Origin of the sequence: Pseudomonas sp. PA1(2017), assembly GCF_001945375.1 — a bacterium.
Classification (GTDB): Bacteria; Pseudomonadota; Gammaproteobacteria; order Pseudomonadales; family Pseudomonadaceae; genus Aquipseudomonas.
The window spans coordinates 991,732-1,018,614 of the sequence record NZ_MSXU01000009.1; the positions used below are offsets into that span (position 1 = coordinate 991,732).

25 protein-coding genes are annotated in these 26,883 nt (G+C 62.6%); 10 read left to right on the plus strand and 15 right to left on the minus strand.

The genetic code is table 11. The annotated features are described in order from the left end of the window. Nucleotides 1–19: 19 nt before the first annotated feature. The 3 genes from BVH01_RS11450 (at nucleotide 20) to gspD (ending at nucleotide 3,674) form a co-directional block, all read left to right on the plus strand. Entirely contained in the window at nucleotides 20–511 is a 492-nt protein-coding gene (locus BVH01_RS11450; protein WP_075930426.1) for a hypothetical protein, read from the plus strand. Nucleotides 512–1,051: 540 nt separating this feature from the next. Further along, nucleotides 1,052–1,750, plus strand: a complete 699-nt coding sequence (locus tag BVH01_RS11455; protein ID WP_075930427.1) for a type II secretion system protein N — start codon at nucleotides 1,052–1,054, stop codon at nucleotides 1,748–1,750. Between the two features lie 13 nt (nucleotides 1,751–1,763). Next, the gene (gspD, locus tag BVH01_RS11460) at nucleotides 1,764–3,674 is read left to right on the plus strand and encodes a type II secretion system secretin GspD (RefSeq protein WP_075930428.1); all 1,911 of its coding nucleotides are present in this window, start codon (nucleotides 1,764–1,766) and stop codon (nucleotides 3,672–3,674) included. A gap of 305 nt (nucleotides 3,675–3,979) precedes the next feature. Here gspD and BVH01_RS11465 read toward each other — a convergent pair whose 3' ends face one another. The 5 genes from BVH01_RS11465 to BVH01_RS11485 are packed head-to-tail and all read right to left on the minus strand — an operon-like array spanning nucleotide 3,980 to nucleotide 8,373. Next, nucleotides 3,980–4,744, minus strand: a complete 765-nt coding sequence (locus BVH01_RS11465) for an ABC transporter permease (RefSeq protein WP_075930429.1) — start codon at nucleotides 4,742–4,744, stop codon at nucleotides 3,980–3,982. Beyond that, nucleotides 4,741–5,940, minus strand: a complete 1,200-nt coding sequence (locus BVH01_RS11470) for an ABC transporter substrate-binding protein (RefSeq protein WP_075930430.1) — start codon at nucleotides 5,938–5,940, stop codon at nucleotides 4,741–4,743. The genes BVH01_RS11465 and BVH01_RS11470 overlap by 4 nt, the downstream gene beginning before the upstream one ends. Beyond that, nucleotides 5,906–6,724 carry an ABC transporter ATP-binding protein gene (locus tag BVH01_RS11475; RefSeq protein WP_075930431.1) on the minus strand — a complete coding sequence of 273 codons (819 nt, stop codon included), beginning with the start codon at nucleotides 6,722–6,724 and terminating at the stop codon, nucleotides 5,906–5,908. The genes BVH01_RS11470 and BVH01_RS11475 overlap by 35 nt, the downstream gene beginning before the upstream one ends. Beyond that, nucleotides 6,721–7,785 (minus strand): acyl-CoA dehydrogenase family protein, encoded by a 1,065-nt coding sequence (locus tag BVH01_RS11480; RefSeq protein WP_075930432.1) that lies wholly within the window; start codon nucleotides 7,783–7,785, stop codon nucleotides 6,721–6,723. The genes BVH01_RS11475 and BVH01_RS11480 overlap by 4 nt, the downstream gene beginning before the upstream one ends. Before the next feature lie 27 nt (nucleotides 7,786–7,812). Continuing rightward, a complete protein-coding gene (locus BVH01_RS11485) occupies nucleotides 7,813–8,373 on the minus strand; it encodes a carboxymuconolactone decarboxylase family protein (protein ID WP_075930433.1) in 561 nt (186 codons plus the stop codon). Nucleotides 8,374–8,476: 103 nt separating this feature from the next. Between BVH01_RS11485 and BVH01_RS11490 the strand changes: the two genes are divergently transcribed. From BVH01_RS11490 to BVH01_RS11515, 6 genes are all read left to right on the plus strand, one after another. Then, nucleotides 8,477–9,382, plus strand: a complete 906-nt coding sequence (locus BVH01_RS11490; RefSeq protein ID WP_075930434.1) for an AraC family transcriptional regulator — start codon at nucleotides 8,477–8,479, stop codon at nucleotides 9,380–9,382. A 449-nt stretch (nucleotides 9,383–9,831) separates the two neighbouring features. Then, on the plus strand, nucleotides 9,832–10,395 hold the full coding sequence (gene msuE / locus BVH01_RS11495; protein ID WP_075930435.1) for an FMN reductase: 564 nt from the start codon (nucleotides 9,832–9,834) through the stop codon (nucleotides 10,393–10,395). Between the two features lie 59 nt (nucleotides 10,396–10,454). After that, nucleotides 10,455–11,642: an acyl-CoA dehydrogenase family protein gene (locus tag BVH01_RS11500; RefSeq protein WP_075930436.1), complete on the plus strand. Its 1,188-nt coding sequence runs from the start codon at nucleotides 10,455–10,457 to the stop codon at nucleotides 11,640–11,642. A gap of 8 nt (nucleotides 11,643–11,650) precedes the next feature. Further along, on the plus strand, nucleotides 11,651–12,754 hold the full coding sequence (locus BVH01_RS11505; RefSeq protein ID WP_075930437.1) for a sigma-54-dependent Fis family transcriptional regulator: 1,104 nt from the start codon (nucleotides 11,651–11,653) through the stop codon (nucleotides 12,752–12,754). 94 nt (nucleotides 12,755–12,848) lie between these two features. Next, complete coding sequence (gene ssuD, locus BVH01_RS11510; RefSeq protein ID WP_075931012.1) at nucleotides 12,849–13,979, plus strand: FMNH2-dependent alkanesulfonate monooxygenase; 1,131 nt, start codon at nucleotides 12,849–12,851, stop codon at nucleotides 13,977–13,979. Continuing rightward, nucleotides 13,976–14,824: an amidohydrolase family protein gene (locus BVH01_RS11515; protein WP_075930438.1), complete on the plus strand. Its 849-nt coding sequence runs from the start codon at nucleotides 13,976–13,978 to the stop codon at nucleotides 14,822–14,824. The genes ssuD and BVH01_RS11515 overlap by 4 nt, the downstream gene beginning before the upstream one ends. A 67-nt stretch (nucleotides 14,825–14,891) precedes the next feature. Here BVH01_RS11515 and BVH01_RS11520 read toward each other — a convergent pair whose 3' ends face one another. The 7 genes from BVH01_RS11520 to msuE (BVH01_RS11550) all read right to left on the minus strand — a co-directional run bounded on the left by BVH01_RS11520 (nucleotide 14,892) and on the right by msuE (BVH01_RS11550) (nucleotide 21,880). Further along, nucleotides 14,892–16,217, minus strand: coding sequence for an ABC transporter substrate-binding protein (locus tag BVH01_RS11520; protein ID WP_075930439.1), 1,326 nt, complete (start codon nucleotides 16,215–16,217; stop codon nucleotides 14,892–14,894). 67 nt (nucleotides 16,218–16,284) lie between these two features. Beyond that, nucleotides 16,285–17,352 carry a branched-chain amino acid ABC transporter permease gene (locus tag BVH01_RS11525; protein WP_075930440.1) on the minus strand — a complete coding sequence of 356 codons (1,068 nt, stop codon included), beginning with the start codon at nucleotides 17,350–17,352 and terminating at the stop codon, nucleotides 16,285–16,287. Nucleotides 17,353–17,364: 12 nt separating this feature from the next. Further along, nucleotides 17,365–18,246 carry a branched-chain amino acid ABC transporter permease gene (locus tag BVH01_RS11530; RefSeq protein WP_075930441.1) on the minus strand — a complete coding sequence of 294 codons (882 nt, stop codon included), beginning with the start codon at nucleotides 18,244–18,246 and terminating at the stop codon, nucleotides 17,365–17,367. A gap of 21 nt (nucleotides 18,247–18,267) precedes the next feature. Next, a complete protein-coding gene (locus tag BVH01_RS11535; RefSeq protein WP_075930442.1) occupies nucleotides 18,268–19,050 on the minus strand; it encodes an ABC transporter ATP-binding protein in 783 nt (260 codons plus the stop codon). 9 nt (nucleotides 19,051–19,059) lie between these two features. Then, nucleotides 19,060–20,190 carry an AMP-binding protein gene (locus tag BVH01_RS11540; protein WP_075930443.1) on the minus strand — a complete coding sequence of 377 codons (1,131 nt, stop codon included), beginning with the start codon at nucleotides 20,188–20,190 and terminating at the stop codon, nucleotides 19,060–19,062. 11 nt (nucleotides 20,191–20,201) lie between these two features. After that, nucleotides 20,202–21,293 carry a dimethylsulfone monooxygenase SfnG gene (gene sfnG / locus BVH01_RS11545; RefSeq protein WP_075930444.1) on the minus strand — a complete coding sequence of 364 codons (1,092 nt, stop codon included), beginning with the start codon at nucleotides 21,291–21,293 and terminating at the stop codon, nucleotides 20,202–20,204. A gap of 26 nt (nucleotides 21,294–21,319) precedes the next feature. Further along, entirely contained in the window at nucleotides 21,320–21,880 is a 561-nt protein-coding gene (msuE, locus tag BVH01_RS11550) for an FMN reductase (RefSeq protein ID WP_075930445.1), read from the minus strand. Between the two features lie 337 nt (nucleotides 21,881–22,217). On the opposite strand from msuE (BVH01_RS11550), the gene BVH01_RS11555 reads away from it, so the two are divergent. Then, nucleotides 22,218–23,456 (plus strand): acyl-CoA dehydrogenase family protein, encoded by a 1,239-nt coding sequence (locus tag BVH01_RS11555; protein WP_075930446.1) that lies wholly within the window; start codon nucleotides 22,218–22,220, stop codon nucleotides 23,454–23,456. Between the two features lie 252 nt (nucleotides 23,457–23,708). Here the strand turns inward: BVH01_RS11555 and BVH01_RS11560 are convergent, their stop codons facing one another. The 3 genes from BVH01_RS11560 to BVH01_RS11570 form a co-directional block, all read right to left on the minus strand. Continuing rightward, the gene (locus BVH01_RS11560; RefSeq protein WP_075930447.1) at nucleotides 23,709–24,095 is read right to left on the minus strand and encodes a hypothetical protein; all 387 of its coding nucleotides are present in this window, start codon (nucleotides 24,093–24,095) and stop codon (nucleotides 23,709–23,711) included. A gap of 9 nt (nucleotides 24,096–24,104) precedes the next feature. Next, the gene (locus BVH01_RS11565; RefSeq protein ID WP_075930448.1) at nucleotides 24,105–25,337 is read right to left on the minus strand and encodes an SfnB family sulfur acquisition oxidoreductase; all 1,233 of its coding nucleotides are present in this window, start codon (nucleotides 25,335–25,337) and stop codon (nucleotides 24,105–24,107) included. 159 nt (nucleotides 25,338–25,496) lie between these two features. Then, the gene (locus BVH01_RS11570) at nucleotides 25,497–26,849 is read right to left on the minus strand and encodes an OprD family porin (RefSeq protein ID WP_075930449.1); all 1,353 of its coding nucleotides are present in this window, start codon (nucleotides 26,847–26,849) and stop codon (nucleotides 25,497–25,499) included. Nucleotides 26,850–26,883: the final 34 nt, after the last annotated feature.

The window sequence follows — 26,883 nt, forward strand, 5'->3', positions numbered from 1 at the left end:
TGAACAGAAGGCGGTCGGGGTGCACGCTAATGGAGCGAGCGGCTTCGTCGACGTTGTCGCCGACAAAGCGAATATCGGAGTAACTATTCTGGTTTCCAGAAGCATCAACCGCCACAGCCTGCACCATGACCAGCGCGTTTCGCGCGACCTCATCGGCAGAGAGGGGCTGGTCCAAGCGTTGGCGAAGGGTGTAAGAGCGCTGACCATCGGTGCGGGGATAAACCCTGGCACCTTGCGGCATACGCAAGAAAGCCGTCTGCTCAGCGCGACTGACAACACCACCAGCCGCACGCAGGTCGGATGCACGAAGGCCAGTCAGAGTGAAGCTTACATAGCTCAAATCGATGTCATCGGAGGCATCGAAACTCGCGACCAGAAACTGCTCTTTATCGACGGATTCGATGGCCAGCTGCGTCAACTCGAGCTGCGGCGATACGCGCTCTTGCTGGAAGGTCTCGCTGTACTCCTCCTCACTGCCATCGGCGAACCTCAGCTTTACCGCAGGCTGTAGCGCATTGGCGCCATCCACTCGAAAGGAGAAAGAACAGCTATTGGGAGCCTCGGAGGCTCGAACGGCATCGATGGGCAGCAAGCGCTGAGAGGTGGCCACCACGACGACTTCGGCAACCTGCCTACAATCCGTCACAGCCAGAACGTATTCGTTGGCGCTACCTACCGAGCCAAGGGCGGTAGCGCTGCGAATATCGAATTCTGCTTCAGCAAACGCACCTGGCGAAGCGAGCACGAAAAGTGCTGCAAGCGTGCGGCGAAACCCGAGTGAGCGGCATCCGTGCTGCATGATTCGAGATAAGTTCCATTTAATTTGTGCATCGCTCACAAGGCCACTGATAGACTCAGCCTTTGCGATGGCGAGATGCTATACAGGCCCTCAAACCATTTCAAGCCATTACAAATACCAAAATGACATTATTCGAAAAAACGTGATGCAGTGCATGGAAAGCAGCGAATCGGTCTTCACCACAAGACGCGCTCTTTGCGCTTGAATTCGGCGCCAGATAGTATTGCCACGCCATCACAGGGACGAACGACAATGGCCTCCTTCTTAGCTCTCGCATCCAGAATCCTTGCGATTCGTTCCGCTCGCCTGAGCTTATTGACAGCGCTTTCAGCAGCCATGTTGGCATCGCTCACGTGGCAGGCCATCGATTTTTTCCGTGACCTGAACGAGCAACCTGCCCTTTCCAGCTCAGCGCCAAGCGCGCCTACGAATACCCCAGCGGAAAGCAATAAACCAAGCAGTGCGATGTTAGGTTTATTTGGCACTAGAGGCAGTGAAAGAAATTTAGATGCGCAAGCGATTGAAAAACTTCCAGAAAGCAATTTGAACCTGCAAGTTTCCGCGATTTTTTTCATGGCACAAGCAGCGCAGAGCTCTGTGATCCTGGAGGATGGCGATCGCACGATGATTCTCAAGCCAGGTGACGAAGCACGTCCTGGCATCATCGTGCAGGGTATTGAAAGTCATCGCATCACATTGAAACGCAATGGGAAACTTGAACAGATCAGCTTTAAAGGGTTTGGGGAAATGCCTGCCGGAAACTCTCTTGGCAGTCCGCTTCCGACGGCCCAACAGGCTGACATCACTGCAGTAACCAATCAGAACAACGTCAACGAAGTTATCGCACAGGTGCCGGCAGACAATCCGCCCATGCCCTCAACGGCTGTCGACCAGAATCTGCCAACTGCTTATCAACAGTACATCCAGCGCAAACTCGCGCAAAACAAGTAGTAGAGTGCCTAACGTGTCGACCCAAGCCGTTCTGAAAGTGTTGCTGCTGGCCACTATCTGTCTCAGCCCTGTTAGCTGGGCTCAAGAGGCAGAGCCGCAATCGGGCGATGAAGTGCGCATCAACATGCAAGACACCAATATCCGCTCGTTCATTGAGTGGATTGCCAAGGCTACCGGAAAAAACTTCATCATCGATCCACGGGTAACTGGCAAAGTCACTGTTATCTCGAACGAATCCATGGCGCCGGAAGAAGCGTACAGAGTTTTTCTTTCTGTGCTGCAAGTCCATGGTTTTTCAGCAATTGAATCAGCGGATGCGGTAAAGGTCATACCCGATGCCAACGCCAAACAGACCGGTGTCCCGGTGGTTGAGGACAACGAATTAAATGACGATCAGCTCGTCGTGCGCGTAATCCGAACCGATCACGTACCCGCCACCCAGTTGGTCAATATTCTCAGGCCAATGGTGCCTCAAGTCGGTCACCTCGCCGCCTACCCTGATAGCAACGCGCTGATCATTTCGGACCGCGCCTCCAACATCAACCAACTGCTCAAGCTGGTTGCAGAAATCGATCGCGCCGGCCAGTTCGAGATTGACGTTATTCCACTCAAGTTCGCCAACGCCAAAGAGCTGTCGACAATGCTTGGCACCTTGGTTCCCCAATCAGGCGGGCCAGAAGGCGGAAGCAAGATGAGTGTCTCGGTCGATGAGCGCACCAACAGCATCCTCATCTCAGGTGACCCGAGCAAGCGCCAACAACTACGTGATGTCCTGACCAATCTTGACCGCCCCGGCAATATCATTCGCGACACCCAAGTGATCTACCTGCACTACCTGAAGGCATCTGAACTGGCGCAAATTCTTCAGAACGTTGCCACCAGCCTGCAAAAGCAGGACAAGGACGTAGGCATCAGTAGCGCCGACATTTCCATTCAGGCTAACGACACCACCAATGCCCTGATCATAAGCGCGCCACCTGCAATCATGGACACCGTGAACGGGGTGGTTAAGCGCCTGGACATCCGACGTGCGCAGGTGCTGGTAGAGGCCGTGATCGTGGAGGTATCGGATAACAAGGTCAACGAGCTGGGCGTACAGTGGAAGACCTCCGACGGCACCAAGACGTTCGCAGGCTTCAAGTCATCGCTCAAGGGCAATGCCATCGATAGCCTGCCCACTAACCCGCTCAAACTCGATGCAGGGCTGAGCCTGGGTTTCTACAGCAATGGTTCTCTGCAAGCTCTGGTGCGCGCACTTTCGACAGATGACTCGATGAACATCCTGTCCACACCCAACCTGGTCACCCTCGACAACGAGGAAGGCAAGATCGTCGTGGGCCAGAACGTCCCGTTCGTGACCGGCAGCTCAACCAGCGCCTCAAACCCCTCCACCAACCCGTTCCAGACCATTGAGCGTCAGGACGTTGGTATCACCCTCAAGATCAAGCCGCAAATCAACGAAGGTGATTCGGTAACGCTCAACGTCTACCAGGAAATTTCCAGCGTCAGTAGTGATACGAGCGCAGCCGATATCGTGACCAACAAACGCTCTGTTGAGACTCGCGTGCTGATCAAGGACAACATGACCCTGGTCCTGGGAGGGCTGATCTCGGATGAGGTTCGCGATGCCGGTGACAGGGTTCCCTTCTTCTCAAAGGTCCCTGTAATTGGTCGCCTATTCCGCAGCGACCGCAAGGAAGTGTCTAAGAAGAACCTGATGGTGTTCATCAAGCCGACAATCATCAATGACTTCGACCATGCCAACCAACTGACCGAAGGCAAATACAACTTCATACGCGAGCGCCAATTGCGTTACGCCGAACAGGACCTCAGCCGCGCTGTACCGACGCTGCCCGAGCGTGTAAGCGCTCCTGAAAAAGAGCTGAATGTTGCACCAGTCATCGTTCCAGCTGTTGGTCAGTAGGTTGTTCAGTAGACGCGGTGCGACTCATGGGCGGAAGGTGGACGGGACTGTCGCGAGGTCAGGGCCAGTGTGGTGATGCCAAGGTAGCAGGCGAGCGGCCCGTTGCATTTATTTTCCATCGCTGCAGACATAGGCCTGCTCAACTGAGCCAAGGCTTCGCTGCCTCAGCTGGCTGAAATAGCTTCGCTGCCAGTTCCTCATACGCCGCGGAGCATGTTCAACCGTCTTCAACTCGATGCTCAGACTCGATTACCGGCGGGGCCCCTGGTGTTAAGGCCCGGCCGACGTTAGCCTCACACACTGATTCAGCCACTCGCAACGTGGCTCCACCGCGCATACAGCGAGCGCGCCGCAACATCGAGGCAAAAACCCAATACTCCAATCAGTAAAACCATTGCCATCAGCTCGGAATAGGCCAGGCGGTCGCGCGTATCGAGAATGTAGTAACCAAGGCCGGCGCCTACCCCGAGCATCTCGCAGGGCACCAGCACGATCCACAGAATTCCGATTGCCAGGCGCACTCCAGTCAGTACGTGACCAAGCACGCCGGGCACGATTACCCGACGCAGGGTTTCCCAGCGTGTCGCACTGAGGCTACGCGCTAGCTGCAGCCATCGGCCGTCGAGTTGCTTCACGCCAGCGGCAGTGTTGAGCAGGATTGGCCACACCGCAGCGAAGGCCAGCAGGAAGTAGATCGGCTGGTCGCCGACGCCCATCACCATTACAGCAATCGGCATCCACGACAGCGGCGAGATCATCCGCAGGAATTGGAATGCCGGAGTAGTCGCCCACTCCAGGTTACGCCAGCTGCCCACCAGCAGGCCCAGCGGCACACCAATCAGCAACGCCAGACCAAGGCCTATGAAGATGCGCTTGAGGCTCACCAGCACATGCTCGAACAGCTCCGGCCGTTGCAGCAGCTCGACTAGGCTGGCCAGTGTGGCCTGGGGCGTGAATAGCGCCACCAAGCCTTCGCCGCTGCTGAACAGCGCCAGCAGCAACCACCAGAGAACGAACAGACCGAATAGCCCTGCCAGACCGAGCCCCCAGCTCTTCAGCGAAGTGCTCACACCGCGATCTCCTCGACGCGCTCGAAGCTTTCCGGCGCACCGAAGGCCTTGAGCCCACCGACCGCTTCGATGGCCGTGCGCACGAAGCGATCGTCCACCAGATCGCGCGCCGTGGCAGCCGGGTCGAGATCGGCAAGGAAACTGCTGTTGCCTTCGATCAAGGTGCTCTTCAGGCGCTTGACCAGTTCCTCGGTGTAGCTGGGGAAGGGATACGGCTGGAAGTCGATACGCTTGTCGGCCCAGTCGCCGTGCTGGATCGCGCCGCTGGCCAGATAAGCGTCACGTTCGCTGGCCACCGGTGCCAGCACGCGGCTGAGCACGTCCGGCGCATGGGGTGTGTAGCGATTGGCACCGTCCTTGGACAGCAACTGTGCCGCCTCCGCGCGGTTGTCGCGCGTCCACAGTTGCGCCTTGACGATGGCGTTGACCACCTTTTGCGACCACTCGGGGCGGTTGTTCAGGTCGTGCTCGTGCATGAACACCACGCAGCAGGCATGGTTGCGCCACACATCGCCGGTGAAGCGCTGGATGCGCCCGACCTTGAGGTTCTCGGCCAGGGCATTGAACGGTTCGGCCACGATGTAGCCGGCAATGCGTTTGCTGGCCAGGGCCGGCGGCATGTCCGAGGGCGGCAGCACCACCAGATTGACCTCGTTGGCGGCGACGCTGGCGTTGGCCGCCCTACTCACCGGGGTCAGGCCGCTGTCACGCAGCAACTGCTGCACCACCACGTTGTGGATCGAGTACCAGAACGGGATGGCGATGGACTGCCCGCCGAGCTGCTTCACGTCCTCGATGCCAGGGGCCACGGTCAACCCCGAACCGCCGACGTGGTTCCACGCCACCACCTTGGCCGGCACCTGGCTGCCGTAGCGTGCCCACACGGTCATCGGCGACAGCAGGTGGATGACGTTGACCTGGCCGGAGATGAACGCCTCGATCACCTGTGCCCAGCTGCGCAGCAACACCGGCCGCTCGGACTGGATGCCCTCGGCCTCGAACAGGCCATTGTTGTGCGCCACCAGCAAGGGAGTGGCGTCGGTGATCGGCAGATAGCCGATGCGCACCGGCGCGTCGGGCTCGCTGGCGGCACGCGCCTGCAAGCTGGTCAGCAGCGGGAAAGCACCGGCTGCGGTGAGCAGGCCAGTCAGTTTGATGAAATCACGACGCGTATGGGTGGGATCGTCCAGGCACATGGCAGGGCTCCAGCGGTTCGAGTGAAGGTCCGTTGTTGCGGCTCGCCCGCCGTAGGGTTTTGAGGATGTCGACGCGCAAGGCGCCCAGCTCATCGACCAGGTCAGCGCGAGGCTGCGGCAGGTCGATGCGCCACTGATCGAGCGTGTGCGCCGGGGTGCCACCCAGTAGCAGGATACGGTCGGACAGCAGCAGCGCTTCATCGATGTCATGGGTGATCAGCACGGCGGCGGTATGCCGCTCGCGGATCAGGTTCAGCAGCAGCTGTTGCATGTCGGCACGGGTCACTTCGTCCAGTGCGCCGAAGGGCTCGTCGAGCAGCAGTACGTGCGGCTCGCGGGCCAGACAGCGGGCTAGCGCGGTGCGCTGGGCCATGCCACCGGAGAGTTCACTGGGGTAGCGCTCGCGGGCGTGGGCAAGATCCACGGCGGTAATCGCCTGGTCGATCAGCGCCTGACGCTGCTCCCCTGTGCGACTCGGCTGACGGGCGAAGTCCAGGCCGAAGCCGACGTTCTGCTCCAGGCTCAGCCAGGGCAGCAGCGACGGATCCTGAAAAGCCACCGCCACCCGTGGGTGCGGCCCGTTCAGTTGCTCGCCAAATAGCTCCACGCTGCCCTGCTGCGCCGCCTGCAAGCCGGCCAGCACGCGCAGCAGGCTGGACTTACCCACCCCGCTGGGGCCGAGAATGCTGACCAGCTCGCCGGCGCGCAGCTCCAGCTGGAAGCCTTCCAGCACGCTGCGTTGGGCGTAGCCCAAACTGATGTCACGCGCATGCAGGACGGTCATGCGGCCAACTCACCGTGCTTGCGCAGCTCGCTACGCAGTTGCACCAGGCTCGGCGTAACCACGGGCACGAAGGCAGACTCGCGCAGGCGCCGGGCAAAACCGCTGCCGTAAGCTTGCAGGTAGGCCTTGCCGCCGCTGGCCTGCAACTCCAGCTGTACCGCCTCGGCCGCCACCTGGGCCAGGCCGATACGAATCTTGAACAGCGGCACCGGGCCGGCGGCGAAATGGCCGTGCTGCAAACCATCGTGCAGCGCGCGCTCGAGCCCCTTGAGCTCAGCTTCGAGCACCTGCCATTCGCCTTCCAGCACCGAGCGACCATCGCCCATCCGCGCCTTGGCTTCCACCAGGGCGCGCCGCGCCAGGCCAATCGCCAGGCCACACTGCAAGCCAAGGAAGGCTGGGCGCACGCGCGGCAGGTAACTGCGCGCATCGGCGGCGATCAACCAATCTCGGCTGAGTGCTGCGCCTTCGATACGGATCGCCGCGGTATTGCTCGACTGCAGGCCCAGCAGCTGCAGGTCTTCGCTGCGCACCAGCCCCGGCAAGTCATCCGGCAGCGCCGCCACGAAGGGCTGCGCGCCCGGCAGGTCGATGGCGGCGGCCACGGTGAAGCCGCTCTTGCGCAGGTTGGTGACCCACGGCAGTTGGCCGTCCAGTCGCCAGCCATCGCCCTGCGCCTGGGCCGCCACGCCCAGCTTTTCGATACCGGAAAGAAACTTCATGGCGTTGGACAGGCCGGTGGCACCCGCCTTGCTCCCGCGGAGCAGGTCTCCCAGCAGGCGTTCGCGCAGCCCCGCGTTGTCGCTCTGCAGCAGGTACTCGATAAAGGCGCGCTGGCCCCATAAGACGAACGCGGCGGTGAGTGAATGGCTGGCGACCTGGGCGATGGCTTCGACAGCATCGGTCACGTCCCCACCCACGCCGCCCAGCTCGGGCGCAACGCCGTGGCGCAACACATCGGCGGCGGCCAGTTGGCCAAGCAGGGCTTCACCGTCTAGCAGGCCACGGTCGAGTGCATCGGCCTGAGCGTCCAGCCATTGGCGCAACGAGTGATCGAGCATGCGGTCGGTCTCCTTCAGGGCAGGTACTCAGGCCTCGGCCTGTTCCCAGCGGTAGCGCGCAAGCTCAGGGTTGAGCGGCGTATGGGCAAAGCTGTTGGCGAAATTGCACAAGGTCGCCAGGCTTACGCCGAGGATCACCTCCAGCGCCTGGCCCTCTTCGAAACCGGCATCTTTGAAAGCCAGGTACTCGGCATCGCTGACGTTGCCACGGGCGGCGATCACCGCTCGGGTGAAGGCGGCCAGGGCCTCGTAACGGGCATTGGGTAACTCGCCACGGGCACGCAATGCCTCGATCACCTCGGCCGGCAACTTGGCCTTGTTCTGGGCGACCGCCGTATGGCCAGCTACACAGAAGCTGCAGCCATGAGTGGTGGCGGCGATCAACTGGATCACCTCGCGCTCGGCCAGGCCGAGGCTGGTCTTGCCGTTGAGCGCGGAGACGGTGATATAGGTTTCCAGGGCAGCCGGTGCATTGGCCAAAACAGCCAGCAGATTGGGGATGAAACCCGAGTTGCTCAGGGCGTTCTGCAGGAAAGTACGGGCTTCTTGCGGGGCCGATTCGAGTGTCTGTAGGGTGACGCGAGACATGGTTCATCTCCTAACCAAGAGGTGTGACACTATTGTCTTGGTTATAAAAATCATGAGCCATATTCTAAAGTCGCATTCACTTGCTCTTGAGTCTTTCCATTAGATGAATTCTTCCACTGCCCCTTTTGAATGGTTATTAGACAGCCTGGAACTGGACGCCAGTCTGTTCCATGTCGGCCGTTACTGTGGCAGTTGGCAGGCCAGTACCCACGGCCTGGCACGGGCCAGTTTCCACCTGCTGGTACAGGGCAAGTGCTGGCTGCACCTGGCCGAACGCGAACAAAGCATCGCCCTGTACAGCGGCGACGCCGTGTTCCTGCTGCGCGACCTGCCCTATCGGCTATCCGACGCGGCCTCGCCTGGACAGGCGCAGTGCAACCCGCGCATCGCCATGCTGCCATTGGACGCCAGCACGCAGGATGGCGTGAGCCTGGTCTGTGGCTTCTTTCATTTCCGTCCGGGGCTGAGCAGCCTGATCATCGATGGCTTGCCGGATCACTTGGTCCTGCGCGCCGGTGATCCAGGCTCCAGCGCCGCACGGCGGCTGTTCGAATTGATCATGGAGGAGTGCTCACGTAGCGATGGCCCGGCCGTCGCCCTGCTCGAGCGCCTTAGCCACTTGCTGTTTCTCTACGTGCTGCGCGAGCAGGGCCAGGCCGTGGCAGACCTCGGCGGCCTGCTGGGCCTGGCCCGCCACCCACAATTCGCTGCGCTGCTCGAACGCCTGATCGCAGAGCCCCAACAAGCCTGGCCACTGGAGCAGATGGCCGAGCTGACCGGCCTGTCGCGCTCGGCCTTCTGCAAACGCTTTCAGGAACTGGCCGGCACCTCGCCAGGCCATGTGCTGCTGACCCTGCGCATGCGTCAGGCGTGTCGCCTGCTGCAACAAGGACAACCGGTCGCCGAAACAGCCGATGCCTGCGGCTACCAGTCGGTAGCCGCTTTTACACGGGCATTCAGCAAGGTGACTGGGGCGTTGCCCGGGGCGTATCGAAAGCAGTTTGGATGAGCGACAGCTAATCGTATTCACAGTCGCAGCTGTTGGCGCAGAAGCAAGGGTGCTGCAGTTGGCTTCCAGACTGCGCTTGGTGTGGCACCGCCTGTTATCTCTAAAAATAATATAAATATTTATTTATATTATTTTTAGAGATAACCCTCCAGCCTTTATAAGACAAGGTATCACGGCTGCGAAAAGGCTCTACCGCCAATGCTCGAACACCCGAAAAAGCTCAGGCTCGAGCCATTACCTGCGTCCGATCACGCCCTACGAGCTGCTGCCATAGCAACAGCAGACCAACTGCTGCCACAACAACAGCGATTCAACAATCCGCGTGCCAGATCAACAGACTCCAAGCTACCTGGTGCCGGCCAAGCCAGTTTTTCCGGGGGAACCGCTGCTGGTATGGCGATTGCTCCAAGTGCCTCGCTTCGAGCAACAGCCCTACAGGAATATCTCGGATGAGCACTCCCTTTAAAATAGTCGCCGTTTCCGGCGGCACCTCCCGTCCCTCGCGCACATTGGCACTGACCGAAGCCATCGTCTGCGAAATCGGCAAGCATCTGGCTATCGACACCCACCTGATCGAACTGGGCAACATCGCCCGCCCGCTCGGTGGTGCGCTGTGGCGCAAGGAGCTGTCGGTAACCGTCGAACACGAGCTGCGCCAGATCGAGTCAGCCGATTTACTGGTGGTCGCCGCACCGGTCTATCGCGGCACCTACCCAGGGCTGTTCAAGCACCTGTTCGACCTCATCGATCAAAGTGCGCTGATCGACACCCCGGTGCTGCTCGCCGCCACCGGTGGTAGTGAACGGCATGCCTTGGTGCTCGATCACCAGTTGCGTCCGCTCTTCAGCTTCTTCCAGTCGCTGACCCTGCCCATCGGCGTGTACGCCAGTGAGGCCGACTTCGCCGATTACCGCGTCGCTAGCGATGCCCTTCAGGCGCGCATAGAACTGGCTGCCGAGCGAACTGCCGCTCTAGTGCGTGGCCAGACCCCCGCCCTGAGCAAGATCGCCTGAGGAGCTTCCATGAGCCAGCCCCCCATTTGCCTGGAAGACCAATCAGCGAGGGATATCGCGTGAGAACCAATCAACAACCCACCGTGCTCAGTCCCTTGCAGGCCGCTCGCCGACTGGCTGCGAATTTCGCCGAGACAGCCGTCGAGCGCGACGAGGCCGGCGGCACACCCAAGCTACAGCGCGATGCGATCCGTCAGAGCGGCCTGTTGTCGATGAGCATTGCGACCCAGTTCGGCGGCCTTGGCGCCAGCTGGAGCGAAACCCTGGGAGTCGTGCGCGAATTCGCCAAGGTCGACAGTTCCATCGCCCATGTTTTTGGCTTTCAGCACCTGATGCTGGCTACCGTGCGCCTGTTCTCTCGCCCCGATCAGTGGCAGCCCTGGTTCGAGCAGACCGCGCGCAAGAACTGGTTCTGGGGCAATGCGCTCAATCCGCTGGATACCCGCACCGTGGTCAAGACCTTCGATGGCTGGCGTGAGTTTTCCGGCAAAAAGAGCTTCTGTTCCGGCGCCAGCGACTCGGAAATGCTGATTGCCTCTGCGGTCGACGAAAGCGCCGGCGGCAAACTGCTGATCGCCGCCATTCCCAGTGGCCGCACCGGCATCACGCTACATGGTGACTGGAACAACATGGGCCAGCGCCAGACCGATAGTGGCAGCGCCACTTTCGAGCGCGTGCGCGTGGAAGAGAACGAACTGCTGCTCGACCCCGGCCCGCTGAGCACGCCCTTTGCCTGCCTGCGCCCGCTGATCGCTCAGTTGCACTTCGCCCATATCTTCCTCGGCATCGCCGAAGGCGCCTTGGAGGAAGCCCGTCAGTACACCCTCAAGGAAGGCCGGCCCTGGTTTCGCTCCAAGGCCCAGCACATCAGCGAAGACCCTTACGTACTGCGCCACTACGGCGAGTTCTGGGTGGGCCTGGAAGGCGTGCGACTGCTGGTGGAACGCGCCGCCGCGCAACTCGACGAAGCGTGGCACAAGGAACACGCCCTCGGTGCCGAGGAGCGCGCGCAACTGGCGCTGTCCATTGCCACGGCCAAGGTGGCGGCTGCCCGCACCGGGCTGGATATCTGCAACCGTCTGTTCGAGGTGACCGGCGCCCGCGCCACCCACGCCTCGCTACGCCTCGACCGCTATTGGCGCAACCTGCGTACCCAGAGCCTGCACGACCCGGTGGACTACAAGCTCCACGAACTGGGTGAGTGGGCACTGAACCAGACGCGTCCCACCCCGTCTTTCTATTCGTAGGGATCCCCATGCAACTGCTGACCCTCCCCCCCTCGCCGACACTGGCTACCTCGATCCGGGCGACCGCACAGGTCTTCGAAGACCCTAGATCGCAGGCGCTTCTCGCCCACTTGCAACAGGTCGCACCCAGCGAGGCCAGCGTCCTGATCATCGGCGAAACCGGCACGGGCAAGGAGCTGGTCGCGCGCCACATCCATAACCTCAGCGGCCGTCGCGACGGCCCCTTCATGGCGGTCAACTGCGGCGCCTTCTCCGAGTCGCTGGTGGAGGCGGAACTGTTCGGCCATGAGAAAGGCGCCTTCACCGGCGCCTTGGCGGCCAAGGCTGGCTGGTTCGAGGAAGCCAACGGCGGCACGCTGTTCCTCGACGAGATCGGCGATCTGCCCATGGCCATCCAGGTCAAGCTGCTGCGCGTATTACAGGAGCGCGAGGTGGTGCGCCTGGGCTCGCGCAAGAGCATCCCGATCAACGTGCGCGTGGTCGCCGCCACCAACGTGCAGCTGGACAAGGCCATCGGCGCCGGCAACTTCCGCGAGGATCTGTACTACCGCCTCAACGTCGTCAGCCTGCAGCTCTACCCGCTGCGTGAGCGCCCGGGCGACATCCTGCCGCTGACCCGGCACTTCATCAAAACCTACTGCAGCCGCCTGGGCTACGGCGAAGTGCGCCTGTCCGCCGAGGCCGAACGCAAACTGGTGAGCTACGACTGGCCGGGCAACATCCGCGAGCTGGAGAACGTCATCCACCATACCTTGCTGGTGTGCCGTAACGGCCTGGTGCAGGACGACGATCTGCGCCTGTCGCACCTGCGCATAGAACGCCAGGATCAGCCGCAGGCAGCCGCCCTCGAAAGTGCCGACGAACAATTGTTGCGCGCCTTCCACCGGCTGTTCGAGGAACAGGCGGGTGGCCTGCACGAGAAGGTCGAGGACAGTCTGCTACGCACTGCCTACCGCTTCTGCCATTGCAATCAGGTACACACCGCCAGCCTGCTCGGGCTGAGCCGCAACATCACCCGCGCCCGGCTGATCGCCATCGGCGAACTGGTGGTCAATCGACGTCGGCCGCAGAGCCAGGCACGTCCTGACAGGACGGTACAACTATCGATATAAGAAGCCGGCACGCACGCCGCCTGAACATGCGGCACGCGTCACCGGCTCCATACTTACCTTGCGTTGCCTCAACCACAGCAACGAGGAAAACATGATGAGTCTCGACATATTCTGGTTCTTGCCCACCTCTGGCGACACCCGCTACCTGGGTCACTCCGGCAGCGGCCGTCCGGCCACCAACGCCTACATGCGGCAGATCGCGGTAGCTGCCGACCAGCTCGGCTACGACGGCTTGCTGATTCCCACCGGCGCCAGTTGCCTCGATCCCTGGGTCACCGCTGCCAGCCTGGTGCCGGTCACCCAGCGCATCAAACTGCTGGTGGCGCTGCGCACGTCGCTGGGCAACCCCACTGCTTCGGCCCGCCAGGCCGCCAGCCTGGATCAGGCCAGCGGCGGTCGTCTGCTACTCAACGTGGTGCCCGGCGGCGATGCCACCGAACTGGAAGCCGACGGCGTATTCCTCGCCCACGACGAGCGCTATGAAGCCTCCGATGAGTTCCTCAGCATCTGGCGTCGCCTGCTGCAGGGCGAGAAAGTCGACTTCGACGGCAAGCACCTCAAGGTACGCGGCGCACAGAACTTCTTCGAGCCGGTACAGAAACCCTACCCGCCGCTGTACTTCGGCGGCTCTTCACCTGCCGCCCACGAACTGGCGGCCAAGCACGTCGATGCCTACCTGACCTGGGGCGAGCCACCGGCCGCCGTGGCCGAGAAAATTGCCGACGTTCGCGCCCGCGCCACCAAACAGGGCCGTACCGTGCGCTTCGGCGTGCGCCTGCACGTGATCGTGCGCGAAACCGTTGATGCGGCTTGGGCCGCCGCCGACGAGCTGATCAGCCATCTGGACGAAGCCACCATCGCCGCAGCCCAGGCCAACTATGCCAAGATGGACTCCGAAGGCCAGCGGCGCATGGCCGCGCTGCACGGCGGCGATCGCAACAAGCTGGAGGTCGCACCCAACCTCTGGGCCGGCGTCGGCCTGGTGCGCGGCGGCGCCGGTACCGCCCTGGTGGGCGATCCGGAAACGGTCGCAGCACGCCTGCTGGAATATGCGGATCTGGGCGTCGACAGCTTCGTGCTGTCCGGCTACCCGCATCTGGAGGAAGCCTACCGCTTCGCCGAACTGGTGTTCCCGCTGCTGCCCGGCAAGGGCAAGGTCACCGTCGAAGGCGCGTTCACCGGCGGTGCCTTCGACGTGCGTGCCGGCAAGGAGAAAGTCGCATGAAGGTCATCGACCTGCGCTGTCGCCCAGCCTACCTGCACCCCTTCTTCGGTGGCGTACCCGGCTCGCCCGAACATGACGTCGCCCGGTGGCTCAACCGCCGCGTCGGCACCCGTGGCGCGGACGATCACTTCGAGCGCTCGCTGACACCCGAAGGATTTCTCACCGAAGTACGCGAGGCCGGCCTGCGCAAGGCCGTGGTGGTTGGCCGGCATACGCCGAGCCAGCACCTGCCCAACGATACGATCCACGGCATCGTCCATGGCCACGACGAACTGCTCGGTATCGGCGCGGTGGAGCCGGCATTGCAGGGCATCGAAGGCGCACTGAAGGAAATCGACCGCGCCATAGACCAGCTAGGCCTGGCCGGCATCGACCTGGAACCCGGCTTCGGCGACCCGGCGCGGCACCCGGACGATGCGCTGTACTGGCCGATCTACGAGCACCTGCAGAAGCGTGGAATCCCGCTGTTTCTGATGAGCGGCCCGACCACCCCCGATCCGGCCTACAACGACCCGGGCCGCCTGGCGGCCGTGGCGCGCGCCTTCCCGGACCTGCAGATCGTCGCCTACCACGGCTACTGGCCCAACGTGCAGCAGGCCATCGGCGTGGCCTTCCGCTACGAGAACATCCACCTGGTGCCAGACATGTACCTGTTCCTGCCCGGCAGCGAAGGCTATGTGCAGGCCGCCAACGGCTTTCTCGCCGACCAGTTGCTGTTCGGCTCCTCCTACACCTTCCGCCCGATCTGCCAGAGCATCGAGGATGCCCAGCGCCTGGGATTGAGGGACGAGGTGCTGGAGAAGTTCTTCAGCGGTAATGCCGAGCGCCTGTTCAAGCTTGGCTAGGCGTTTTACGACAAGCTCTTGATGAAATGAACTGGCCGAGGCATCCGCCTCGACCAGCCCCGCCCCATCAGCTTTCCTTGCTGCAATCACGAGGGGTGATGCCTTTCTCCTTGGCATACTTCTGCGACGATGCCTCGATGATCGGCCGCAACAGCGCGCGATCCGCCTGCACCCAGTCACTGATCAGGTTCCATTTCTGCCCGTCCCACTGCTGGAAGCGTACCGCGCCACCACCCTCGTGATCAGAGCAGGACAATTTCAGCGGCTGCACCAAGCCCTTGGCACCGAGTGCCTGCAGGCGTACGTCGTCCAGGTTCAGATTCTCGAAGCCCCAGCGCACCTGCTCACCGCTGAGCGGCTGTTTGCCAAACTTCTCCTGGGCCAGGCGTAGCGCCTCGACGTTGAGGATGCCATTGACCACCCCCAGGTTATAGTAAACGGTGCCGAAGCGCTTCGGATCGGCCAGGTCACCCTGCCCCTTGTCCACCACGTCCTGCTTGATGCCTTGCAGCACCGGGAAGTCGGTGCCGGACGGGTGCGTGGTGATGGAGATGAAACCCTTGGCGGCGGCGCCGGCAGGTGCGGCGTCTTCTTCGGAGTTGCTCCAGATGTTGCCGATGATGTGGTCAGTCGGGAAGCCAACCTTCTGCGCGGTTTTCAGCGCCACCGGGTTCATCACGCCCCAGCCGCGCAGGATCACCCAGTCCGGTTTCAGCCGGCGAATGTTCAACCACTGCGACTGCTGTTCGTTGCCTGGGTGCGGCACCTCCAGCAGGGTCAGTTCGAAGCCGTACTTGTCAGCAAGAGTTTGCAGCACCTCGTTGGTTTCCTTGCCGTAGGGCGAGCCGTGGTAAAGCGTGACGATCTTCTTGCCCTTGAGGCCCTGCTCGCCGCCGGCCTGTTGGCCGATCCAGTTGACGATGGCCGAGACCTCGGAATACGGATTGAGCTGCAGCGGGAAGGCATAGGGAAACACGCTGCCGTCGGTGGAGTCGGTACGCCCGTGGTTGATGGTGATCAGCGGCAGCTTGTCGGCCGTGGAGCGATCCAGCGTGGCGTAGGCGATGCCCACCGACAGCGGATTGGTGGCCGCAGCCGGCGCACCGTTGAGCCCACCCTTGAGGCGCTCGTAGCACTCCACACCCTTCTCCACCACGTATTCGGTTTCGCACTCGCTCCAGGTCAGCTTGACCCCATTCACACCGCCGTTGGCATTAACGTACTTGAGATAGTCGATGAAACCGCCGAAGAATCCGGTGCCGCCAGCGGCATAAGGCCCGACGCGGTAGCTTTGCAGCGGGAAGTACTGTTCGTTGGCCGCCTGCACGTGGAGTGCGCCAGCGGCGAGGGTTACGGCCAACGCAAGGCGGCCGAGGACGGATCGGGTCGACATCGTGGTTATCCTTTGCAAATCAGAGGGCAGTGTTTTTCGCGGACGGGCGTCCGCTTCGAGGGTTCGCTCAGTAGCGCAACGGCCACCGCCGCGCGCGCTCGCGAAAACGGTGCCAGAGGCGCGCCAGGCCCTCCGGCTCTTTGATCAGGAAGACGATGATCAGCGTGCCGAAGACGATCTTCTGCAGGTTCTCCACCTGCCCGGCATCGATCAGCCCGGCCGGCAGTTGGGAGGCCAGGTTCGACAGCAGCACCGGGAACAGCACGATGAAGGCAGCGCCCAGGAAGTTGCCGAGGATGCTGCCCAGGCCGCCGATAATGATGATGAACAGGATCTGGAACGAGCGGTTCAGGTCGAAGCCGTGGGGCTCCACGGTACCCAGATAGGTGAAGGCCCAAAGCGAGCCGGCAACGCCGAGGAAGAAGCCGCTGATGGCGAAGGCCAGCAGTTTGGTCTTGAGCAAGGGAATGCCGATGACCGCGGCGGCGGTATCCATGTCGCGCACCGCCATCCAGTTGCGTCCAAGTTCGCTGCGTACCAAATTGGTTCCCAGCCAGAACAGCGCACTGACCACCGCCAGGGTCAGCAGGTAGCGCCCCGCCGGTGAAGAAAAGTCATGCCCGGCCACCACCAACGGCGGTGCGCTGATCACGCCAGAAGCACTGTCATTGCTGAACCAACTGAAGCGGGTTAACGCCCATTGCACGAAAAATTGCGCTGCCAGAGTCGATACCAGCAGATAGAAACCCTTGATACGCAGGCTCGGCAGGCCGAAGACGATGGCCACCAGCGCCGCCACCAGGCCACCCAGCAATAGACTGACGATCAGCGGCAGCCCGGCAATGCGCAGCTCGAAGTTGTAGGCAGCAAAGGCGCCAACTGCCATGAACGCCGCCGAACCCAGCGACAATTGCCCGGCGTAACCGGTCAGCAGATTGAGCCCGAGACCGGCCAGCGACAGCACCAGGAATGGAATCAGGATGGCGCTGAACCAGTAGTCATTGCCCAGCAGCGGCACACCGATGAAGACGAATGACAGCAACGCGGCCAGGCCCAGGCGATCCTGGCGCAGACGGAAGAATCGGCGGTCGTTGGCGTAGCGCACGCTGAACTGGCCAGCTTCTTGGTACAGCATGATCGACTCTCCTCAGACCCGCTCGATGGCGCGTTCGCCGAACAGCCCCGCCGGACGCACCAGCAGAAACAGCAGGGCCAGCACATAGGGGAACCAGTTTTCGATGCCGCCGCCGATGATCGGCCCGAGGTAAACCTCGGCGACTTTTTCCGAGGCGCCGATGATCAGCCCGCCGACGATCGCCCCGCTGATCGAGGTGAAGCCGCCGATGATCAGCACCGGCAGAGCCTTGAGCACCACCAGCGAAAGCGAAAACTGCACCCCCAGGCGTGCGCCCCAGAGCAACCCGGCGACCAGCCCGACGAAACCGGCGACGGCCCAGACCACCGCCCATACCCTCGGCAGGCGGATACCGATAGCCAGCGCCGCGCGCGGATCGTCGGCTACCGCCCGCAATGACAGGCCGATGCGCGTGCGGTTGAAAAGCAGCGACAGCAACAGCACCAGCGCCGCGGCAGTACCGGCGGCGAACAGGTCGAACTGCGACAGCAACAGACCGCCCAACTCCAGTGGCTCGTCGCTGATGCCCAGTTCCAGGCCATGCACCTGGGCGCCCCACAGCGCCTGCGCGGCGCCTTCGATGATGTAGGCCAGGCCCAGAGTGGCCATGAATAGGGTAATCGGCGAACGCCCTACCAGCGGTCGCAGCACCGCCCGTTCGATGGCCAATGCCAAGGCCACCATCACCGCCAAGGTGACGATGAACGCCAACCAGAACGGTACGCCGCGTTCCAGCAAACTGACGAAGGTCAGGGCGGCGAACAGCACCATCGCCCCCTGGGCGAAGTTGAATACGCCGCTGGCCTTGTAGATCAGCACGAAGCCGATGGCCACCAGGGAATACATCACCCCCGCCAGCAGGCCGCCGATCAATACCTCAAGAAAAAATTCCATGCAGCACTCCTGGGCGCGGCGCTAGGCTGCCGCCGGGCGGACACCTAAATAGGCAGCGATAACATCGGGGTCATGGCGAACCTGATCGGGCGTGCCATCGCCGATCTTGCGGCCGTAATCGAGCACTACCACATGATGGGAAATACCCATGACCACGCCGATGTCGTGCTCGATCAACACCACCGTGGTGCCGAACTCACGGTTGATCTCGACGATGAAGCGGCTCATCTCGCGCTTCTCCTCGGCATTCATCCCGGCCATCGGCTCGTCGAGCAGCAGCAGACGGGGCTCGGCAGCCAACGCGCGGGCCAACTCAACACGCTTTTGCAGGCCATAGGGCAAGGTGCCGACGACTTCATCACGCCAGGGCTGGATGCGCAGGAACTCGATCACCCGCTCCGCCGCCGCGCGCTGACGGTCGTCCTCACCTGGCGCGCGGCCGATGCGCAGCGCCTGCTCCAGCCAGGAGCTGCGGCGTTTGAGGTTGCGCCCGGTGAGCACGTTGTCGAGCACGCTCATGCCCTTGAAGAGCGCGATGTTCTGAAAGGTGCGCGCGATGCCACCCAGCGCCGCCGCATGCGGGCGCATCACGCGGCGCTCCTTGCCGGCAAAGCGAATGCGCCCCTGCTGCGCCCGGTAGACGCCGTTGATGATGTTCAACAGCGAGCTCTTGCCCGCCCCATTGGGGCCGATCAGCGCACAGATCTCGCCTTCGGCAACGCGAAAACCGATGTCGCTGATGGCCTTGACGCCCTTGAAAGACAGGCTGATGCCTTCCAGTTCCAACAAGGGAGAATTCGACATGACGACGCCTCAGGCTGGCTGCTCATGGCCTTGCGGCCAGGCAGCGATGGATGGACGCAGAGTGCGCGTAGCCTGCCAACGGGGCGTTTCCGGCCAGGCACGTGGCGCAACGCCGAGGGCGGCAAAGAACGCCTGCGCCTCACTCGGCAGCGCTTCGCCGACCAGCAACGGCACACGGGTACGGCTCAGGCCCAGGACATCGCGCAATGGCCTGAGCAGTAACCAGTGGCCAAAGCTGTAGCGCAGCACGCCTTCACGCGCCGTGAGCGCCCAATCCAGCCAGCGCCGCAGCAAGCTGCCAGGCAGCGGTAGGCGCTGCTGCGCCAAGGCATACAGACGGCCGTAGCTCTCATGGGTACCGAGCACCAGGGTCGGCCCCAGCTCCCGGCGATCGTTGTCGCGGGTCGCCAGGCTCTCCGGGAAATTCAGCCGAAAACCTGCCAGCAGCCAGGGCGCCAGCAAGTAGCGAGCCTGGCCGCTGGCAGCGAAGGTACGTGCAGCCAGAGCCTCCTCGGCCGCGGTCAGGCGCTCCTGCTCGATCAGCCCGTGTGCCTCACCGAGCAGTTCGATATGGCTGAGGTATTGCTGCTGAGCCTGCCCTTCACCATCCAGCCGATGGAAACTGAACGCCGGGCGTTCGCCTTGCGCAAGAATCGACAACGCCGAATCAGGCTGCTGCGCCGCCAGCCGGGCATAACTCTGCACGCCGGCATCGGCCAGGCCACGGCCATCGGCATAGAACAGCAGTCGCGGCAACGAATCAGCCTGGCGAACTCGCTCGACCTCCTCCTGGCCTTCGGCGAGTACGAAGCCGGCTTCGAGTTCGCGCAGCAGCGTCAGTTGTTCTTCGGCCGGCGCAAGCGGATCGAGCAGCGCCGCAGTACCGCCCAGCCACTGCGCCGCCAGGCTCGCCAGCAACGCCTCGGGACGCGGTCGGCTGAGGATCACCAGGCTGTCGCCGACAACGAAACCGGCCTCGCGCATGCCGCTGGCCAGCCCCTGCACCTCAGCCAGCAATTGCTCCCAGGTGCGTTCCTGCCACAACCCCAGGCGCTTGTGCCGCAGCGCTACATCACCTCCGCGCTGACGCGCGCGAGCAAGCAGGCTGGCCGGCAGGTTGCTGGCAGATTCCTCGTGCATGACGGCGCCCCTCAGGCCACGGCCAGTGACGCGAGCTTCTCCTGCTCCAGTTCGCGCACCAGCGGAAGTACATGCTTGCCGAAGTACTCGACCTCTTCCTGGAAATGCAGGAAGCCGGAGAGGATCAGGTCGACGCCGACGGCCTTGAGCGCGACGATGCGCTCGGCGATCTGCCGTGGCGTGCCGATCAGGTTGGTCTTGAAGCCATCGTTGTACTGCACCAGGTCTTCGAAGGTGGATTTGGCCCAGTTGCCCTCGCCCTCCGGGCTGGCCGCGCCGGCGTTCTTCACTTCACTACCGAAGCCGTTGACGGCCTCCGGGTCGGCCTTGGCGATGATCTCGGCCAGCACCGCACGGGCCTCTTCCTCAGTATCGCGGGCAATGATGAAGGCGTTCACACCGACCTTCACCGAATGACCGTTGGCTGCCGCCTTGGCGCGGATATCGTCGACCTGGGCCTTGATGCCCTCGACGCTGTTGCCATTGGTGAAGTACCAGTCGGAAACCCGTGAGGCCATGTCGCGCGCGGCTCGCGAGCTGCCGCCCTGAAAGATTTCCGGATGCGGTTGCTGCAGCGGCTTGGGCTTGAGGGTGTAATCGTTGAAACGGTAGAAATCGCCGTGAAAGCTGAAATTGTCCTGCGTCCAGATGCCCTTCAGGGCGCGGATGAACTCCTCGGAGCGGCGATAGCGCTCATCATGATCCAGCCACGGCTCGCCGATGGCGCGGAACTCGCCCTTGAACCAACCGGACACCACGTTGATGGCGACGCGACCAGCGGTGAACTGGTCGATGGTCGCCAGTTGCTTGGCCGCCAACGCCGGTGTCCACGGCCCAGGCAGGATCGCGGCGATCACCTTGAGCGTCTCGGTGGCGGCCAAGAGTGCGTGGCTGATGGTCACCGACTCATGCTGATTATCAGCGCCATAGCCAGCCGTGAAGCGGATCTGCGACAACGCGTACTCGAAGCCTGAACGTTCGGCGATTTGCGCCAGTTTGCGGTTGTAGTCGATATCCCAACTGGTGCGTTGCTCGATCTTGCTGACGACGAGGCCGCCGCTGACGTTGGGTACCCAGTAGGCGAATTTGATCGGTTGGCTCATGACGGTGTCTCCTGTAGCTCGGAAAGTCAGGCCGCGCTGGCGACCGGGATTTGAAAGAACGCCGCAACGGTGTCGAGCACACGCTCGATACGTTCGAACTGCGCAACTTCAGCAAGGCGGTAGTCATCGAAGGCCTCGACGCTGGCGTACAACCCATACGGCAGCGTGTGGGCCTGGAAGAAGGCGAACAGTGGGCGTAACTGGTGATCGATCATCAGCGCATGGCGCTCGCTGCCACCGGTAGCCGCCAGCACCACGGGGACGCCCTTGAGCGAATGGTGGTCGACCAGATCGAACAGGTGCTTGAACAACCCCGTGTAGGAGGCGCGATAGACCGGGCTGCCGACCAGCAGCAAGTCAGCCTGTTCGATGGCCTGCAAGTGAGGCAGCAGATCGGCAGAGGCCGTGTCGCGCTCGAGCGAACCGGACAAGGTGCTGGACAGCTCGGCGATACGCACCCAATGCACGTGCAGATTCGGCAACCTTGCCTGCAGCCTTTGCACCAGGGCCTCCAGCAGCCCGTGAGTGCGCGACGGCACACGCAAACTCCCCGACACCACCACAACCTTGATAACGCTTGCGCTCATACTCACCCCTCCTGCCCCTAGGGCATTGTTCGAGAGAGGTTGAGCAGCAACCGTGCCAACGAATAAATTCTATTTAATTCAATGAGTTGAAATTACTCACCAACAACTTCCACTGCTCCACCGCACGCAAGCTGTTAAAGCACTGACCGTAGACCAACAGCAGCGCCAGAAAGCAGAACTGCCCGCCTTCCAACAGCCATTCAACAAGCTGTTGGTTCAGCTACAGCTCGGCGCTCCGGATCAATCACAATTCATTGATTTATATGCAATTTCATACAGGGCACGGAGTTTGCGAGGGATACGCCGTCAGCAATCGCAACAATCGAGGAGAACTGCGATGACCGCTCAAGCCCACGTGCCACACCTGTCTACCGGCACCGACTACGAACCCCTTGCCGCCCGCTTCCGGCCCATCTTCGCGCGCATCGCCGAAGGTAGCGTGGAGCGCGAGCGCAACCGCAGCCTGCCGTTCGAGCCCATCCGCTGGCTGAAGGAGGCCGGCTTCGGCGCCGTGCGCGTCCCCGTCGAACACGGCGGCGCTGGCGCGTCCTTGCCGCAACTGTTCCAACTGCTGATCGAGCTGGCCGAGGCCGACTCCAACGTGCCGCAAGCGCTGCGCGGGCACTTCGCGTTCGTCGAGGATCGCCTCAATGCCCACGCCAGAGCGCCGCAGGACATCTGGTTCAAGCGCTTCGTCGAGGGTGATCTGGTCGGCTGCGCCTGGACGGAAATCGGCGCGGTGAAGATTGGCGACGTCATCACCCGCGTCTCCCGCCAGGGCGAGCAATGGGTGGTCAATGGCACCAAGTACTACAGCACCGGCAGCATCTTCTCCGACTGGATCGACCTGTTCGCCCGTCGCGATGACACCGGCGCCGACGTGATCGCGGCAATCCGCACCCAGCAACCGGGCATCACCCAGAGCGATGACTGGGACGGTTTCGGCCAGCGCACCACCGGCAGCGGCACCTCGGTGTTCGTGAATGCCGTAGTCGAGGAAGAGAACATCATCGACTTCGCCACCCGCTTCAAATACCAGACGGCCTTTTACCAACTGGTTCTGCTGGCCGTCATCGTCGGCTCCGGCCGCGCCGCCGTGCGCGACTTCAGCCAGGAAACCAGCAAGCGCACGCGGATATTCAGCCATGGCAACGCCCCTGCCGTGAGCCAGGATCCGCAGGTGCTGCAGGTGATCGGCAAAGCCAGCGGCCTGGTCTACGCCGCAGAAGCGGGCACCCTGCGCGCCGCCGAGGCGGCTCAACAGGCCTATCTGGCGCGCTTTAACCATGACGAAACGGCCGAACAGCAGGCCAACAGCGCCGCCGAACTGGAGTCGGCCCAGGCCCAGGTGGCCGCCGTGGAACTGGTACTGCGTGCCACCAGCGACCTGTTCAACACGCTCGGTGCTTCCGGCGCCAGCACCGCCAAACAGCTCGATCGCCACTGGCGCAACGCCCGTACCGCCGCCTCGCACAACCCGGTGATCTACAAGGAACGCATCATCGGCGACTGGCATGTGAACGGTACCGAGCCACCCTATGTCTGGCAGATCGGCGGCGGTGCCAAGCAGTCCTGACGGCATGCATAGGCCTGGAGAGCACTCTCCAGACCTTGAAACCTGATCACGATCCTTTAGTTAGCACAGATCAACGAATAGGCCGGGGCAGCCGGTCGCACGACTCGTGGCAGGGGCTTTAGCCGTCAGCTCTTGACGCCCAAGCAGCGCCAATGGCGGCTAAAGCCCCTCCCACAAATCACCACGCTTTGGCTTGCACCAAGCCGCCAGCCAGCGCCAGCATCAGCCCGGCGAACAACGCCGGGACCCGATTCATGCCTGCCCTCCCAATTCATCGGCCAGGGCGGCGCCGTTTAAGTAATGGTCACCGAGCAGCCGCCGTTGCGTCGGCAATGCCGGCTCGGCACTGTCCGGCTGCGGTCGTGGCAGGCTGCTGCCGACCAGTTCGAAATGCGTCTGCGCTGCCAAACGAGCCGCCTCGGCTGCGGCAAGACGGAAGACAATGGCTGCCGATTGCGAGGTGCCAGCGTGCTCCAGCAACGCGTCGGCAGCATCGATGCGAATGCGCAGTTCGCCGACTGCGGCAATCACTAGCGCTTCGTGACGGGCACTCTGCCCCCGCAGGTAATCGAGCAGCGACGCCTCGGCATAACGGGCATGAGCCAGGTCGCCCTGGCCTTGGGAATGGGGAGTGGACATGGCGTAACCTCAGTTCCAGGAATGACGTTGCGGCTTGATGCCGTTGAGCAGTTGATTGCCGACCAGGTGGTACTTCCAGCGCACCGGGTCATGCAGGGTGTGAGTGCGCGCGTTGCGCCAGAACCGATCCAGCCCCTGGCTGGCCGAGACGCTACGCGTACCGCCCAGCTCCAGCAGGCGGCTGGACGCCTCGAGGGAAATCTCGGTGGACAGCACCTTGGCCTGGCCGACCACCACCGAGGCTTCGGCAACGTGCTCTTCGCTGGGCTCGGCGACGGCGCGGTCGACCGCCTGGCCAGCACGCTGCAAGATCGCTTCGGCCGCTTGCAGGCGCCAGGCCAGCTCGCCAATCAGCGCCTGGCCAAGCGGGTCCTGCCAGCCGTGCTGCAACCCGCTGTCGACCCAGGGCCGTGCCCGGCGCGCCACGCGCAAGGTTTCGGCGAATGCGCCACGGGCGATGCCGGTGTCCACGGCGGCCTGAATGATCTGCGAGATCGGGCCGTCGGCGGTTGGCTGGTCGTAGGCCTTCCAGGCGGGTATCACATCGCTGGCTGGCACGCGTACACCTTCGATACGCACCTGGCCGCTGGCAGTGATGCGCTGGCCGAAGCCGTCCCAACTGTCTATCACCGTCAGGCCGGCGGCATCGCGCGGAACGAAGGCGATGTACGGGCGGCCTTGCTCGTCGACACCCGCGACCGGAACGATATGCGCGAACAGCGCACCGGTGCAGTAGGCCTTCTCGCCGTCGAGCACCGCCGTATCGCCGTCGAAGCGGATCTGCGTCTGGAAGGTGGTGACGTACTGGCTGCGCGCTTCGGAGAAGGCGTTACCGAAACGGTAGCCTTGCAGCACCTTGGCGTAGTAGCGGCGCTTCTGCTCCTCACTGCCGGTCAGGCCGAGGTTGCTGAGCACGCCGAAGTGGTTCTGTGGCAACTGGCCAAGCGACGAATCGGCGGCGGAGATGGTTGCGATCACCTCGCTGAGGGTGACGTACGAGACCCCGGCGCCTCCGTATGCCTTCGGTACGCTGATCGCCCACAGACCGCTTTCGGAGAAGCGTTCCAGCTCCTCCCAGGGTAAGCGTCGCTCGCGGTCACGCAAGGCCGCCTCGCGGGCGAAATCCTCGGCCAGGCGCTGCGCCACTTCGATGGCTTCGGCGTCGTTACGGATGATATGGGCCTCACGCTGCGGTGCCGGGCGAACCTGCGCAGGCAGGTCGGCTGACTGTGTCTGGGTCATGTGCTACTCCATGTGTGACGGATTCCCCAGGGCTACAGCACAGCCCGTACCAACCTGGGAAATCCTTTTGATTCAGCGAGTTGGTGAACCTTTCCGGGCATCGGGAAAGCGCCTGGCGGGGCAAACTGCGGATTGGCTGTTGCCGAGCGAACAGTGATTTCAAAAACTGATATCCAGCGGGTACTCGACGATCAGGCGCAGCTCGTCAACGTTGGATTCGGCGACGTGATCGCCACCGACGCGATGAGTGGCCTGCATCAGGTTGAACGAGAGATTCTTGGCCGGCCCGCTCTGCAGCACGTACCGCAGCCACAGGTTGCGCTCCCAGTGGCGGCCGTCCTCGGTGGCATTGAAATAGCCGTAGGCGCCACCGGCGCGTGTGCCGTCGATGTCGGTACCGCGCACGTAGCGCGCCGTCAGGCTCAGACCGGGCACGCCGAGCGAGGCGAAGTTATAGTCGTAACGGGCTTCCCAGGCGCGCTCGTTGGGGTTGTTGAAGTCGGAAACCTGCGAGGCGGCATCCAGTTGCAGGTCATAGGTGTTCCACACGTAGTCGAACGGCGTGTCGCCATCGATGCGCGTGTAGGACAGCTTGAAGCCATGTGCGCCAGCAGCCAGACCGGCATGCACGCTCCAGGAGTCGTTGTCGATCTTGCCGGCCAGGGCCTGGCCGCTGTCACGGGTGCGGTAATAGTTGAGGCCGGTCTTCAAGCTCAAGTCGTCGCTCAGCGGCTGTACGTAGTCGACGCTGAAGAACGACTGGTTCCAGACGTCGTCAAGACGACTGCTGTGCAGACGGAAATCAAGCTGCTCGTTGAAACGGTAATCGCCGCCCAGGTACACCACATCGTTGGCACCCTTGATGCGCCCGGCATAGACGGTGCCGAGGTCGCCACGGTGGCTGCTGGCGTTGCGGTCACTGCTCGACTCCAGCTTGCCGCCCTGCAGACTCAGGCCATGCAGCGAGTTGTTGTTGAAAATGAAGCCACGCAGGGTCTGCGGCAACAGGCGGATATCGCTGGCATGCAGCACCGGGCTGGTCGGGCTGACATCGCCATAGCGCAGCTCGGTATCGAAAGCGCGCACCTTGAGCGCTGCGCCAACCTTGCCGTAACTGTCCTTCGGCTCACCGTCGAAGTTGCTCCCCGAACGAGACACGATGCCGGGCACGCCGACACCATTGCCAACCGCTCCATTGCCACCATCGAGCTTGAGGCCGACCAGCCCCTGCACGTCCACGCCGAAGCCGACAGTGCCATGGGTGAAACCGGATTGCAGGTTGGCGATGATGCCGTGGCCCCATTCACGATGAAGGCTTTGCCGCTCGCCATCATTGGGGTTGATGGTGAAGTCGCCGTTGCGATAATCCTGGCTGAAGAAGAAGTTGCGGTTGATCACTTGGATCTGCGCGCCGTCGATGAAACCTTCACCATCATCGTTGCCGGCAAAGGCAGGGCTGGCCGACAGGATGGCCAGGGAAAGAGCAGTTCTGCAGTAGGTTGTAGAGCGCATGGCAGTGATCCTTGGAATGATGAGGTCGGCGCCT

Coding starts and splice junctions, on each gene's coding strand:
- BVH01_RS11565 (WP_075930448.1), bottom strand. CDS start 25,337: ATGACCCAGACACAGTCAGCCGACCTGCCTGCGCAGGTTCGCCCGGCA.
- BVH01_RS11470 (WP_075930430.1), bottom strand. CDS start 5,940: ATGTGCCTGGACGATCCCACCCATACGCGTCGTGATTTCATCAAACTG.
- BVH01_RS11515 (WP_075930438.1), top strand. CDS start 13,976: ATGAAGGTCATCGACCTGCGCTGTCGCCCAGCCTACCTGCACCCCTTC.
- msuE (WP_075930445.1), bottom strand. CDS start 21,880: ATGAGCGCAAGCGTTATCAAGGTTGTGGTGGTGTCGGGGAGTTTGCGT.
- BVH01_RS11520 (WP_075930439.1), bottom strand. CDS start 16,217: ATGTCGACCCGATCCGTCCTCGGCCGCCTTGCGTTGGCCGTAACCCTC.
- BVH01_RS11555 (WP_075930446.1), top strand. CDS start 22,218: ATGACCGCTCAAGCCCACGTGCCACACCTGTCTACCGGCACCGACTAC.
- BVH01_RS11540 (WP_075930443.1), bottom strand. CDS start 20,190: ATGCACGAGGAATCTGCCAGCAACCTGCCGGCCAGCCTGCTTGCTCGC.
- ssuD (WP_075931012.1), top strand. CDS start 12,849: ATGAGTCTCGACATATTCTGGTTCTTGCCCACCTCTGGCGACACCCGC.
- BVH01_RS11505 (WP_075930437.1), top strand. CDS start 11,651: ATGCAACTGCTGACCCTCCCCCCCTCGCCGACACTGGCTACCTCGATC.
- BVH01_RS11570 (WP_075930449.1), bottom strand. CDS start 26,849: ATGCGCTCTACAACCTACTGCAGAACTGCTCTTTCCCTGGCCATCCTG.
- BVH01_RS11525 (WP_075930440.1), bottom strand. CDS start 17,352: ATGCTGTACCAAGAAGCTGGCCAGTTCAGCGTGCGCTACGCCAACGAC.
- BVH01_RS11485 (WP_075930433.1), bottom strand. CDS start 8,373: ATGTCTCGCGTCACCCTACAGACACTCGAATCGGCCCCGCAAGAAGCC.
- BVH01_RS11455 (WP_075930427.1), top strand. CDS start 1,052: ATGGCCTCCTTCTTAGCTCTCGCATCCAGAATCCTTGCGATTCGTTCC.
- BVH01_RS11480 (WP_075930432.1), bottom strand. CDS start 7,785: ATGCTCGATCACTCGTTGCGCCAATGGCTGGACGCTCAGGCCGATGCA.
- BVH01_RS11475 (WP_075930431.1), bottom strand. CDS start 6,724: ATGACCGTCCTGCATGCGCGTGACATCAGTTTGGGCTACGCCCAACGC.
- BVH01_RS11530 (WP_075930441.1), bottom strand. CDS start 18,246: ATGGAATTTTTTCTTGAGGTATTGATCGGCGGCCTGCTGGCGGGGGTG.
- BVH01_RS11490 (WP_075930434.1), top strand. CDS start 8,477: ATGAATTCTTCCACTGCCCCTTTTGAATGGTTATTAGACAGCCTGGAA.
- BVH01_RS11560 (WP_075930447.1), bottom strand. CDS start 24,095: ATGTCCACTCCCCATTCCCAAGGCCAGGGCGACCTGGCTCATGCCCGT.
- sfnG (WP_075930444.1), bottom strand. CDS start 21,293: ATGAGCCAACCGATCAAATTCGCCTACTGGGTACCCAACGTCAGCGGC.
- msuE (WP_075930435.1), top strand. CDS start 9,832: ATGAGCACTCCCTTTAAAATAGTCGCCGTTTCCGGCGGCACCTCCCGT.
- BVH01_RS11535 (WP_075930442.1), bottom strand. CDS start 19,050: ATGTCGAATTCTCCCTTGTTGGAACTGGAAGGCATCAGCCTGTCTTTC.